We start from the raw sequence: 13,423 nt of genomic DNA on the forward strand, positions 1-13,423 counted from the left end.
CTCAAGTTTTTTCTTGGGAAAGATATACAATATTTTTTTTCTTTTCGACTAACTTTTTCAGCCTATAACATTAATTCATTTAAAGGTAAGCAATGAGAGGAGATTTTATATTCAAAATATCAAACCTCAATAAATGCTGCTTCTAGCATAGAGCTGCGGCTTTACTTTCTTTATGTTTGTGCGACTTGTCCGGAGGAGTACCACAAAATTTTCTTCTATTGTTAGAACAATTTTGTGGGGTAGTTCATTAGTATCTTCCATATCTGGAGTCTTTCTTTTAAGATTAAAGATCCAAACGCTATATATAGAGTTTGCTTCAACTAGTCTCGGATAAAGAAGGGATAATGAACCATAGACAGGAATGGCAAAATAGCGGTGTTGACGAACAATTGATTAACCTCAATGTGACAGCCTTAGAGGGCACTTCCCCTTTAGAGTATTTGTTCTATTCTGACGCACTTCCTAGACGTAATGATGGTCGAGTTAATAATTCCATTTTGAGACGTTATAAGCATACAGAACGAGGAGGCTGGTGGTGTTCAGGAGTAGATCTGTTGACAGGCGGCGAGGATCTATGGGGATGTTTCAAACCCAATTCCCCCCGTATGAGTTATGATGAGCACAAGTCAATTAAATATGAGCATCCCCCTAAAACATCGGCGGGGGTTTTCGCTTTGCGGGTCCCATTGCATCTATGGCGACAATTAGCCCAACGCCACCACCTAAATATTACTCCAGAAGAGATTAATAATCAACTCCCAGATTTAGGTTTTTGGCAATGGGTTATAAATAATCCTTCGATCCCTCTTTGCATTACTGAAGGGGCTAAAAAAGCGGGGGCGTTATTAACAGCAGGATATCCTGCAATCGCTCTTCCGGGAATTAATAATGGCTATCGAACCCCTAGAGATAAGTTAGGTAACCGAATCGGAAAGTCTCGTCTCATTCCACAACTCGAAAAACTAGCGATTTCGGGAAGAAAAATTTATATTGCTTTTGATCAAGATAGTAAACCAAGTACTATTAAAGAAGTGAATTCTGCTATTAGAAAATTAGGAAGTTTATTTACTCGAGCAGGATGTCAAGTTAATGTCATTGTCTGGCTACCAAAATGGGGAAAAGGAGTAGATGATTTTTTAGCTCATAAAGGACTCAAAACTTTTGACGAAGCTTACGAAAAAGCCTTATCTCTAGAAACTTGGAAAGCACAAGGTTTAAGTCAATTAACTTATCCTTCTGATGTTGAGCTTAATACTCGATATTTAGGAGATTTATCTATTCCTATAAATGCTAAATTAGTAGGAATAAAATCTCCAATAGGGACTGGAAAAACTAAGGCCATTGAAAAGATTGTCGAACAGGCTATCGCTCGTAAACAAAAGATATTAGTAATTGGTCATCGAGTTAAGTTAGTCGAACAACTTTGTCAACGATTTCAAATTCCTTATTTAACAGAAATTAAAAAAAATAATATTGAAAATATAAAAGGATGTGGACTTTGTATTGATTCTCTTCATCCTAATTCTTTATCTAAGTTTAATCCTAGTGATTGGATAGACAGTCTAATTATTATTGATGAAGTTGAACAGGTTTTATGGCATGGATTAAACTCAAAGACTTGTAAAGAAAACAGGGTTTCTATTCTAAGAACTTTTAAGAAGCTACTTGAACAAAACTTAGAATTTCAAGGAAAAATAGTTATTGCTGATGCAGACTTAAGTGATATTTCTCTTGACTATTTAATTTCTTTGATGGGAATTAAATTAAAACCGTTCATTGTAATTAACAATTGGAAATCTAACAATAAAGAAGCATGGGGAGTATATAACTATCCGGAAACCACTCCCCAAGAATGGCTTAAAGATTTAGTACAACACATTCAGCAAGGGGGTAAACCTTTTGTTTGTTTATCCGCTCAGAAATTAACTAGTAAGTGGGGGACACAAACCCTAGAATTTTACTTAAAAAAGCGATTCCCAGAGGTGAGAATCCTAAGGATTGATTCTGAATCGTTAACCGACCCTAATCATAACGCTTACCAATCTATCAACCACCTTAATCAAATTCTATTAAACTACGATATCATTTTGGCTAGTCCTTCCATTGAGACGGGAGTCAGTATAGATATTAAAGATCATTTTACCTCCGTTTGGGGATTAGCTCAAGGGATACAAACTGCCACGTCTGTCTGTCAATCAATAGGACGAATTCGTGATAATATTCCTCGTTATCTTTGGTGTGCTTCCTATGGGTTTAATAAGGTGGGAAATGGTTCTACTTCAATTCCTAATTTATTAACTTCTAGTAATCGTGTTACTCAGTTAAATATTAAATTATTACAACAATCTGACCTAGAAGCCTTAGATGATATAGATACAGAATTTCAAGCAGAGTCTTTACTTTGTTGGGCAAAAATGGCGGTTCGTGTTAATGTTTCAATGACTCATTATCGAGAGTCGATATTAAAAAATATTACCGACCAAAATCATCCTGTTTTTCGTAAGAAGAAACTGGTAAAAATTCAAGAAACAACAAAACATAAAAAATGTTCGTCTAATAGCAATAATTCTCACCAATTAATAAAAGCCATTGAAAGTATTAGAGAACAAAATTATAAAGAAGAATGTCTAATGATTTCCCAAGGCAATGAAATTACTAAACAACAATATCAAGCGTTAAATAAGAGGTTAGTTAAAACTGTGGTCGAACGACATAACATCAAAAAATATAATTTACAAAAACGTTATTGTATTGAAGTAACTCCTCAATTAGTTGCCTTAGATAATGAAGGATTGTACGATAAACTTCGTATCCATTATTTCTTAACTTTAGGGCGTTCTTATTTAGCAGATAGAGATACCATTCTTGCAAAAAAAATCATAGAAAAAGGACAGGGGAGTCTTTTCGTGCCTGATTTTAATAGTTCTCAATTAGGGGGAATTATTGGGACGATGGAGGTGTTGGGAATTCCGGTGTTACTCATGAACCATGAACGAAAGTTAAAGCCCACGGATGAAGACTTGCAAGCTATGGCAAAAATTGCCATTAAAAATCGCACTGAAATCAAAACTATTATGGGAATTGGTATTGCTAAAAATTCTAGTCCTATCACAATTATACGGCGCTTGTTAGATAAAATTGGCTATGGATTAACTTGTATTGGTTCTAAAAAAGTTGATAAAAAGCGAGTGAGGGTGTACCAGGTTGTTCTTCCCGATGATGCTAGAAAAGAGGTATTTAGACAATGGTGGATAAGAGATGAAAAATCCCCAGGCAGTTCTGAACCCTGGTTTGAAGAATATACAAATGGTAAGTCAGAAATGGCTAGAATTCAGCAAGAGGAAAACAAAAATTATATTCAATTAAGTTTAGAATTTTAGAAATTTGCTTTAACCGTTGATCTCAAAAACTATATTTCTTAGAGTGAATTAGATAAAGGTTAGATTTTTAACGAAAAAATAATAAGTTCTTATCTGCGTCGTAACCCCAGGATGAGGAATCAATCTAAGTATATTGAAAGAATTAAATATCAGTGGGGTATTACCATCGTGGATGGTAATACCCCCGTAGAGACTTTTTATACAGGGTCTCTACGGGGGTATGAGGCAACAAATCAAGAGATCTTTAGATGCAGACTTGTATATTATAGTAACCAGAAAATTTTAGGAGAAACCTAATGGATTTGCTGATCAAATCTTCCCTGAATTTTACGACAAAAAAAATTTAACGCATGGTCACAAACTCTTCAGCAGAACTTGGATGAATCCCAATAGTAGCATCAAAATCAGCCTTTTTAGCTCCCATCTTTACTGCAATCGCTACTCCTTGAATGATTTCGGCAGCATGATCTCCTACCATGTGTGCGCCTAAAACCCTATCACTTTCTTGATGAACAACAAGTTTCATTAAAGTTTTTTCCTCTTTGTCAGGTAGTACATAATACATAGGCCGAAACTCGCTACTATACACTTTGATAGCATTCTTCCCATATTGTTCTTTAGCTTTTGCTTCAGTCAATCCTACTGTAGCAGCCTCTGGAGTACTAAAAACGGCAGATGGGACATTTTCATAACTCATTAGATGCGATTTTCCCCCAAATTTGGTGTCAGCGAAGGCTCGGCCTTCACTAATGGCGACAGGAGTAAGATTAATACGATCTGTACAGTCTCCGACTGCATATATATTCGGTTCGGTGGTTTGACTATATTTATTGACAGCGATCGCTCCATTTTGTACTTCAACCTCTGTATTTTCTAATCCTAAGTTCTCTAAGTTAGGGATACGTCCAGTAGCAGCTAACCCAATGGTATCAGCCAACACCATGTCATTATTGCTATCTCCTTCTAGAGAAATTATTAAACCTTGGTTTGTCTTTTTTACTTCAGAGATGGAACAGTTCTTCAGGATGCGAATACCATGTTTTTCCATAGACTCTTGGATAGTAGATCGGAGATCTTCATCAAACCCTTTCAAGATTTTATCGCGGCGAATAATCTGGATCACATCTGATCCCAGTCCATGCATAATACAGGCAAATTCTACCCCAATGTAACCGCCTCCCCAAATGACGACGCGCTTGGGTTGTTCAGGTAGCTCAAACATACTATCAGAGGTTGCTAAATATTCTTTCCCTGGAATGTCAGGTTTAACGGGACGTCCTCCTACAGCAATTAAAACTTTATCAGCGGTAACTTTGGTATCTCCCACTTCTATGGTGTTGGGGTCGAGTAATTTACCATGGGCACGATACAGTTGAACATTGGATTTATCCAACATTTTTTGGTAAATACCATTGAGACGATCAACTTCCCTATTGATGGCGGCTATCATTTTAGGCCAGTCGAGGATACTTTTAACCGGACTCCATCCGTATCCTTGGGACTCTTCCAAGAGGCTGGGGAAGTGAGAAGTATACACCATTAACTTTTTGGGAATACATCCTCTGTTAACACAGGTTCCCCCTAGACGATTAAATTCTGCTAACCCGACTTTAGCTCCATATTCGGCAGCGCGTCTAGCAGTAGCAATGCCTCCTGAACCACCACCAATGACGAATAAATCAAAATCAAAACTCATAATTCTACTAAATCTCCTAAATTATAGGTTGAAACTTCTACTTTGTGCTTTTTAGCCCAATTTTTTGTCTTAAGACAGTTGGCTATTCAAACACAATAACCATTTCTAATTGCATATTAAACCTTGTTCGTCAGTTTCTCCAACTTCTGGATATATTGTTACTTTTTTGTCTGATTTAAATTTTCCAACAAATGATAACAATACCACCCGATCATACCTTTTTCTCAGATAGCTAAAAATTTAGAAAGTTCTAAGGTTTGTTCGACAGATTTAACGAGAAAAATTGACGATATTATTGAATAATATAAATTCAGGTGATGATGATCACAGAAAAATATTTAAACTTTTGACTCCGGAAAAATTTTATATAAGTTAAAACTGCAAAAATATTTTTCTGTTATTGTTAGTGATTTAACACTAACAATAACAGTAGATTTGTTGAAATCTTATTCACAATTTAATTTTAAAACTCCAGTTCATATGAAAAGTAAAATTACTACTTTAAAAACATTGTTCTTTTTAGAAAAAGGAGGACTAAGTCTGACAACTAGAAAGCTTAGCAAAAATCATAAAAACTAAAATATTCCATAAAATTGATTAATTTTATGGAATATTTTAGTTTTCTGATTGAAGAATCAATTTAATTTAAAAATAGCAAGATACTTATCAAGATATTTTATAAATTAATGATGTATTTTTTAGTTATTAAGTTTCCAATAAAAATGCATGTCCTCTAGTTTTAGTCTATTCAAATTAAAGGTATTAAAGTTACGTCTAGCTGCTATTTTAGCAGCTAGACAATGGTAAATTACCTATAAAGCAATAGCGTTAGAAAAGAATATTTTTGTACTTCTATTGAAGTACAAAAATATTTTACTCAACCTATTTTAACCATCAAATATAATTGACATATTGACTTAGCTCCTAATATGTCGGCTTAGTAGTTATTGATGCTAATATCTATCTTTTAATAAATCACAAAATACTTTACATAAAAATGTAATAACAATTAATTTATTTATTTAATAAAAATATTGATTGTTATTAATAATTTTATTAATATAATCTAAACAAATTAGCTAAATTAATCATCAAAACTTATAATTTCTATGCCAAAAGTTTCTATGAAAATAAGCGTTAAAAAACACTTTAATCTCATTAGTAATTAATCCTAATTAATGTCAATTACGCGATATTTTAGGGTTATCCTGTCATAATTTAGTTACTCCATAAGCATTAGTTGCTGATTTAAAGTCAATGGCTAAGATATTAGAAGCAGAAACTTATTGTCAATCTTTAGCCTTAACAGAATTTAATATAACTCTTTTAACTAGTGTTAAGAACATAATAATTGAAGGTAATTTTCAAGACACAATGGGGACAATGTCTGGTATTTTTTTTGTTGTCTGGCCATCTAAACTTTTTTAGTTATTCCTCTTTAGCTATTAAACTATTAGTTTTAATATAAACCGATACGAAGTTCCTGTCTAAGAAACTAAAAAGAAAATTGATAGTAGTATTATTTGATTTAATCGACTTATAAAGGTGTTTATCTACATAATATATGTGATTCTACTTTAAGACTTTGTACTTAAGTACAAGACAAGAAAAAACATAAAAGATCAGACATTAGGAGTAGTATAAATAATATAAGATAAAGACTAGTTTTAAGAAAAAATAGCTGATAATCTATTAGTAAGCTTAATCATTTCATAGCTGCTAATAAAGCAATAAGAGCATTATTTTCATGGGAATTAATTTCTTGATCCAACCAAGCAATCCTTACCGCAATGGGAAAGGCACTCGCCGCTACATCCGGGTCAAGTTTTTTTAATAATTCTGGTGATTGAGGAACCTTTAGAGCAGATTTGATACTAATCAGAATAGATTGATCTAACTTAAGGGGAGAAAGCTGATTTTCTACCTCATGCCAGTCAATCTTATCATGGGGAATTCCTACTTGGATTAAATACGCTAGTAATCTAGACAGTTGCAATTGTTGGCCATCATTCATGTGGTTATAACTACCCTTGGTAAGGGTATCAATCTTAGAGTGTGATCGCCCAATATGCATTTCCGATGATCGCAGATTTTCAAGAATTTGTTGCCAGTCTTTAGAATCACATGAATCAGGTTTAGCTACTGTCAGACAAACATGAATGCGTTCAGCCTTAGGAGAAAGTTTAGTCACCCTCGCCTGAACCCCAAGATAACCTAACCAACGAGCAATGGTGTCAACTAGAGTCGCTTGGGTAGCTTGAGAATTTGCTAACAAGCGGATTTGAGTTTGAACTAGGGGGCGGACAATTTGGGAGAGCATGATAACTAAGATGCTTTAATTTCTCTTCTCTCCGTAATATAGATCAATTGTCAAGTTTAATGTTGTCACAAGGATAGCGAAACCAATTTCGAAGAGGAGTGCAAACTATAGTTTTAGTGTATGTGATTTGGGTGATAAAGTAATTTTTTAGAATAAATAGGTAATTGTTAGGGAATTACTTCTATTTAAGCTTTTTTAGTCTCGGTACTCAATTTTTGCTCACGAAGTAGATTCGTATTGACTTCTTTAATATTGTTGATTCATGTAATTAATTACCAATATTTGTCAAGATCTCCTAGGATTTCGCTATGTCTGAACAAAAAAATAAAGCATGTTCAGGTCTTTACCCAATTTACTTTTATTAAAAGGGTGATAGTTCTTAAAATTAGTAAAACTAAAATTTTACCTATTCATTTAGCCTTTTCTCCTAAAATTCTTGCTTTTTCTTTGCCTATAATTGTTGCAAACGACACAACTATCAATCTTGATGGTTTTACCAGTTGTGTTTTAATCAAACAAGCTTTACTCTTTAAATATTTTTTAAACAAAAAATTGAGCGGATAAATATCAATCTCAAAACCCGTCGGTCGTGTCTTTGCTGAAGTTTATATTAAAAATATTTTTAGGAATTAACCAAAATTTTCCACAAAAAACAGTAAAATAGTTATTGCCAACTAACAGCTACATCGCATCAAATAATTAGTTAATAACCCTCAACTCGATAGCATATCTAGGGTTTTTCTTTTTTTAAAAAAATAAACTAACTGTTCATAAGATCAAAAACTTACTTTTGGTTAAGTTAAGGACCATACATTACAAAAGTCGAGAGTTAGAATATGTCTCTAATTAGTTTATGCTAAAAAGGACAAGGTTTGCTAAACTCTATGAAAATTGTTTTTTCCAACTTTTATGGAATGCATTATTAGCCGCCGCGCTCAATTCTCGGCGAGTCATCGGTATTGGCTACCCGAATTCGATGAAGAGGAAAATCAACGACTATTTGGGGCTTGTACATGGTTTCCTGGTCACGGACACAACTATGTCCTCTACGTTTCCTTAATTGGAGAAGTCGATCAGTATGGCATGGTGGAAAACCTTTCCACCGTCAAGCGAGTTATCAAAAGAGAAGTCACTGGTCAACTCGATTATAGTTATCTCAACGATGTTTGGGAAGAATTCCAACACACTTTACCCACTACTGAAAACCTAGCAAGAGTTATTTGGCAAAGGTTAGCGCCCTATTTACCTCTTGCTAATATCCAATTATTTGAATACCCCCAATTGTCGGCGCAATACCAAGGAAATGCTATGAAAGCTAGTTTGACCATTCGGACCCATTTCAGTGCGGCACATCGCTTAGCTCTTCCCGAATTAAGCTTAGAAGAAAATACTAAAATTTATGGAAAATGTGCCCGTCCTCACGGCCACGGCCACAATTATCATCTCGAAGTTTCCGTTACTGGAGAGATTGATACACGTACAGGAATGTTAGTAGATTTAGTCGCCTTACAAGAGGTGGTCAAGAACTATGTAGTTGAGCCGTTTGACCATAATTTTCTTAACAAAGATGTTCCTTACTTTGCTCAAGTCGTTCCTACTGCCGAAAATATTGTCCTTCATATTGCTCAATTACTGCGAAAACCTATTGAAGAACTCGGTGTCGACCTTGATAAAGTTAAATTAATCGAGAGTCCCAACAACTCATGTGAGATTTATTGTTGTAAGTCTTCTCAACTCCATCAAGGATTAAGACATCAAGAGTCTGTCTTAGCAAGAACTAATTAGGGGATGAAAATTAAGATAAGCTCGCCTAAAACTACTAAGAATTGATTTAAGATTAAAACTGGAAGATTACAAAAAGTTGACAGTTGTTTCAAGGAAATTATCTAGCCATCGATGTGTCTGGTAATATGGGCAAACGCTAGGCGGTATACTAATACTAAATGATGCGACTGTCTTGTCGCCTGCAAAAATCTCCAATCTTAGATTAAGGATAGATGTACGATGGAACCCCAAGCTCAAGATACGATGGAATTCCAAACTCAAGAAAAAACGATCCCTGAAGGCTTAGATACTGAAGTTCCAGGGACATTGACCCAGCAACCTCCTATGACTGATCAGCCTTGGCAAGAGTGGCTAGAACCTGTAGTTGATCTTCTTTCTAATGCCTCTGATTACATTGGACGATGGTTCAACTCCTATAAACAACTGCTGACGACTCTCGGCATTGTCATTCTTGCTATAATCAGCGTTAGGATTATTGTGGCGGTTCTCGGAGCAATTAGCGATGTTCCCCTTTTGGCTCCTGTCTTACAACTCGTAGGGTTAACTCACGCTGCTTGGTTTGCGTGGCGTTATCTTTGGAAGGCGTCTAACCGCCAAGAGTTAATGGCTGAATTTGATGCCCTAAGAAATCAAATTTTTGGCGAAAACGCCTAAATCAAATTTTTGGTCGACTAAAATCCCTCCGACTATTGCAGTACGGAGGATTTTTTACCTATATGTCATTAATTTCGTTGCATATAAACATAAAGGAACCCATTATGACTTAACAAGTATGATATTGTTCAACAGCACATCGGTAAGGATTTTATGATATATTCAGAACCGAAGGTGAACGTGAAAGTTTTCCCAAGGTTAGCAGATTTTAGGAGACTTATGACTTATGACGACAGAAGGACGCCTGCAGGTCGGTCAACCTGCGCCAGACTTCACCGCGACAGCCGTTATCGACCAGGAATTTCAGACCAAAAGACTATCTAGCTATCGTGGCAAATATGTTGTCTTATTGTTCTATCCCTTAGACTTTACCTTTGTTTGTCCCACTGAAATCATAGCATTTAACGATCACTATGACGAATTTGCCAAACTTAACACAGAAGTTTTGGGGGTATCAGTCGATAGTGAATTCTCTCATCTAGCTTGGATTCAAACTGACCGTAAAGAAGGAGGAATTGGTGATATTAATTATCCTCTGATTTCCGATATCAAGAAAGAGATTAGCACTGCCTATAATGTCTTAGATCCAGAAGCGGGAGTCGCTCTACGAGGACTATTCATCGTTGATAAGGAAGGAATTGTTCAACATTCCACTGTTAACAATCTTTCCTTTGGCCGTAGTGTTGAGGAAACCTTGCGAACTCTTAAGGCTATTAAACATGTTCAAACTCACCCCGATGAAGTTTGTCCTGTGGATTGGAAAGAAGGAGATAGAACTATGATTCCTGATCCTGTGAAAGCTAAAGTATATTTTTCAGCTGTTTAGTTGCCCTTTACCTATACTGCACAAAATTCATGAGCCTCCACCTCTACTGGTTGAAAATCTGGAGTCAAACTCTGCTTGCGGTTGTGAATATCTTAGTTTTGACAGTTGCTCTCAAGGTAATGAATTTTAATTAAGGATAATGTTAATTTTTAGGGATTTAGATTGCTCACATAAACGTTTTTGGCTTTTCTTAACTGAGGTACGATAAATTGATTGCTACGGAAAATAGGATCTTCAGCTTTTTTTATTATGATTTTGTTACATTCAGGCTAGAAGAGCAACAATTTTTTCTCAATTTCTGCTGCCGGTTGTTTACCTTTAGTTAGCATCGCCACTGACTGTATTTTGCCCGAATCACCCACAACAACTCTTTAAAATCTCTAATTTTTAGCGATGGCAGTCTCTGCTCTTAATTTTTACACTACTGCTCATTAACAAATAATATTTTTTTTTATTATCTTCATAATAAGAGCTCTTAGCCGAAATTATAGAAAGTTTGTGGAGCAAGGAATGGGGGTATTCATTAATGATTACTAGTACCAATCAACGACAAAGCCAAATTGTAGTTAAGGAGAGACTTAGTATTAAAATCAAGAAATTATGACTATTAAGTGTTCAGATATATACACAGGGCAAGTTCTAGTACATCTTTTCCTACAAAACTTATCTAAAATCAAAGGGTAAAAATATAATATAAATATTTATTTTCTTTTCCCAAGCCCGACATGAATGTTGACGAGTGACAGAAAATTTCTAGTTTGGAGTGATTAGAGAAAAATTTTGATCCTAACCTGATGTGGGAGTTCTCCTTAAATTTTGTGTCACGAATTAATTTAGCATAGATATCTGTTTCAATATCTAGAAAAGTTTTTTGTGATTTTTTTCTAGCGAACGATTGAGATCAAGAGTATTTTTGCCGAATTTTTCAATATATTCTTCAATATTCTGTAATTGTTATTTAATTATTTGCTGTATAGAACGATAATTTTATCGTTCTACGCTAGTAGGGAGTTCCGATTTAGCGGACAGAATAAAATTCTGTTTAGGACAACGCAATATGCTAATAATTAAGAGTAATATAAATTATTTTTTGAGTATATATTTACTTTGTTATAATCACCAATTTTTACGCTGGAGTAATTCCATCAATTAAGTTCTAATCAACCCTAGATTATTCTCTGATCCATTAAATAAAAAGTGATTACAATGGTTAATGATGACTCAAGAGTCAAAAATTCCTAAAATAATTCCAACATTTACCACTTTAATTACCCCAGTTCATCTAATTCTTCTGTCATTAGATGAGTGTCATAGGTAGAAAATAGAGTTAAAGATTGTTGTTCTGAGAGAACAACAATTAATTTAATTAAATAGTATATAATGAAGTTTACTAAAAAACTAAATCTAATTTTTATTTTTTTGTAAGAATAGAAACTTATAATTGTGTTTTTAAAACATTCATTCCCAAAAAAACTTAAATTAATACTAAAAAAAGTAATGACCGTTGTCCTATAATAAAAAATTACTTGTTACTAACTTCTAATTTTCAAAATATAGTTACCACATTAACTGGATATTTGCTAAAAACTTACCTCTACTAAGAGAATAATTACAAAAAATAAAGTAGTCAATTGAATAAAAGTTAAGGAAGGCTAATTTATAGAACTAATAATTAAAACTACAGCACAAAGAACAAGAAGAAAACAATTGATTGTGAACTCAAATTAACGAAATGTTCCAAGCGACTTCAAATTAAGAGAGGTTTAAGAATAATTTCTAGGATTACCTCTACAGACAGACTAACTAAACAAATTTTAATGAAAGCTCAAATCAGTTTGATAATGAAAAAACTTAAGAAAAAAGTATATGAAAATCTGACGAATAAAAGTAACAATACGAGAGATAGTCGTAGTACTAGAAGAAGTAGATAAAACCATTAATAACTTCTTGAAGTTAGCTTTAAGCATTAGATCAGTTGCAGATTTCAACCCCATTATCTTATTTCTAATTGCTGAATATCTGAGATTACTTTAGGCTAATAATTAGTCCGATAACTAAATGAGTTAAGAATTAGGTGATCTCCTTACGAAGGAGTTTAAAATAGTTAGGTAAACCAATGCTAGAACTACTGATAACATACTATTGAGAGGAACTCAATCAATGTCTTCTACTATCGAAATGTCAATATCTGTAACCAGTTGGGCAGAATTTCCTTTAGCTAATGTTCCTACTTCAGAAGAACTCGAACGGATCAACATCCATTTAGACTTAATATTGCTGGGGTTAGAAGCTTTAACCAATCTTAATGGTGATAGTCTGATTGGAGTAGCTACTGAACTAAACTTACAGACAACCATGATTCAGAATTGGCTCCCATGGGTACAAAGACAATCTCTAACGTCGTACGAGAACCAAAAATCAAAACTATTAAAAGTAGAAGAGGCGCGCTCGCTGATCGTTATTATTTGCTATTTATGCCAACAAAATCAAGAAATCATCCGTCGCGCCGTCACCCTCTTAGAACAGATTACAGCTCAAAACAAAGATCCATTAGGACTCGCCCTACTTAGCAATTACTTTAACAAGTTTGCTCGCCTTTATCACTCAAACGTATCTGAAAACAAACGTCTTGAATCTTCTCAGTTATCAAAATTAGCTTTTAAACTCTTAGTAGATTCACTCTTTTACAGTACTACTAATGGCCATCATCGTCTTTGGTTAGTCATGTTAGATTATACCCGTTAGGACGCCTTTTAAATTAT

The 13,423-nt window shown here is 34.4% G+C and carries 8 protein-coding genes; 6 read left to right on the forward strand and 2 right to left on the reverse strand.

Annotation, left to right across the window (positions count from 1 at the left end; genetic code table 11):
- Nucleotides 1-344 precede the first annotated feature (344 nt).
- Nucleotides 345-3,380, forward strand: a complete 3,036-nt coding sequence (locus tag P3F56_RS04745) for a plasmid replication protein, CyRepA1 family (protein ID WP_281153615.1) — start codon at nt 345-347, stop codon at nt 3,378-3,380.
- Nucleotides 3,381-3,723: 343 nt separating this feature from the next.
- On the opposite strand, the gene gorA is transcribed toward P3F56_RS04745, so the two are convergent.
- Entirely contained in the window at nt 3,724-5,076 is a 1,353-nt protein-coding gene (gorA, locus tag P3F56_RS04750) for a glutathione-disulfide reductase (RefSeq protein WP_281153616.1), read from the reverse strand.
- Nucleotides 5,077-6,333: 1,257 nt separating this feature from the next.
- On the opposite strand from gorA, the gene P3F56_RS04755 reads away from it, so the two are divergent.
- Nucleotides 6,334-6,504 (forward strand): hypothetical protein, encoded by a 171-nt coding sequence (locus P3F56_RS04755; protein WP_281153617.1) that lies wholly within the window; start codon nt 6,334-6,336, stop codon nt 6,502-6,504.
- Between the two features lie 277 nt (nt 6,505-6,781).
- Here P3F56_RS04755 and P3F56_RS04760 read toward each other — a convergent pair whose 3' ends face one another.
- A complete protein-coding gene (locus P3F56_RS04760; protein ID WP_281153618.1) occupies nt 6,782-7,396 on the reverse strand; it encodes a hypothetical protein in 615 nt (204 codons plus the stop codon).
- Between the two features lie 909 nt (nt 7,397-8,305).
- Between P3F56_RS04760 and P3F56_RS04765 the strand changes: the two genes are divergently transcribed.
- From P3F56_RS04765 to P3F56_RS04780, 4 genes are all read left to right on the forward strand, one after another.
- Complete coding sequence (locus P3F56_RS04765) at nt 8,306-9,181, forward strand: 6-pyruvoyl trahydropterin synthase family protein (protein ID WP_281153619.1); 876 nt, start codon at nt 8,306-8,308, stop codon at nt 9,179-9,181.
- Nucleotides 9,182-9,424: 243 nt separating this feature from the next.
- Complete coding sequence (locus P3F56_RS04770) at nt 9,425-9,835, forward strand: CAAD domain-containing protein (protein ID WP_281153723.1); 411 nt, start codon at nt 9,425-9,427, stop codon at nt 9,833-9,835.
- A 226-nt stretch (nt 9,836-10,061) separates the two neighbouring features.
- The gene (locus tag P3F56_RS04775) at nt 10,062-10,661 is read left to right on the forward strand and encodes a peroxiredoxin (protein WP_281153620.1); all 600 of its coding nucleotides are present in this window, start codon (nt 10,062-10,064) and stop codon (nt 10,659-10,661) included.
- Nucleotides 10,662-12,821: 2,160 nt separating this feature from the next.
- A complete protein-coding gene (locus P3F56_RS04780; protein ID WP_281153621.1) occupies nt 12,822-13,406 on the forward strand; it encodes a DUF3038 domain-containing protein in 585 nt (194 codons plus the stop codon).
- Nucleotides 13,407-13,423: the final 17 nt, after the last annotated feature.

Source organism: cyanobacterium endosymbiont of Epithemia clementina EcSB, from assembly GCF_029919255.1.
Classification (GTDB): Bacteria; Cyanobacteriota; Cyanobacteriia; order Cyanobacteriales; family Microcystaceae; genus Rippkaea.

Coding starts and splice junctions, on each gene's coding strand:
- P3F56_RS04745 (WP_281153615.1), top strand. CDS start 345: ATGAACCATAGACAGGAATGGCAAAATAGCGGTGTTGACGAACAATTG.
- P3F56_RS04760 (WP_281153618.1), bottom strand. CDS start 7,396: ATGCTCTCCCAAATTGTCCGCCCCCTAGTTCAAACTCAAATCCGCTTG.
- P3F56_RS04755 (WP_281153617.1), top strand. CDS start 6,334: ATGGCTAAGATATTAGAAGCAGAAACTTATTGTCAATCTTTAGCCTTA.
- P3F56_RS04770 (WP_281153723.1), top strand. CDS start 9,425: ATGGAATTCCAAACTCAAGAAAAAACGATCCCTGAAGGCTTAGATACT.
- P3F56_RS04780 (WP_281153621.1), top strand. CDS start 12,822: ATGTCTTCTACTATCGAAATGTCAATATCTGTAACCAGTTGGGCAGAA.
- gorA (WP_281153616.1), bottom strand. CDS start 5,076: ATGAGTTTTGATTTTGATTTATTCGTCATTGGTGGTGGTTCAGGAGGC.
- P3F56_RS04765 (WP_281153619.1), top strand. CDS start 8,306: ATGGAATGCATTATTAGCCGCCGCGCTCAATTCTCGGCGAGTCATCGG.
- P3F56_RS04775 (WP_281153620.1), top strand. CDS start 10,062: ATGACGACAGAAGGACGCCTGCAGGTCGGTCAACCTGCGCCAGACTTC.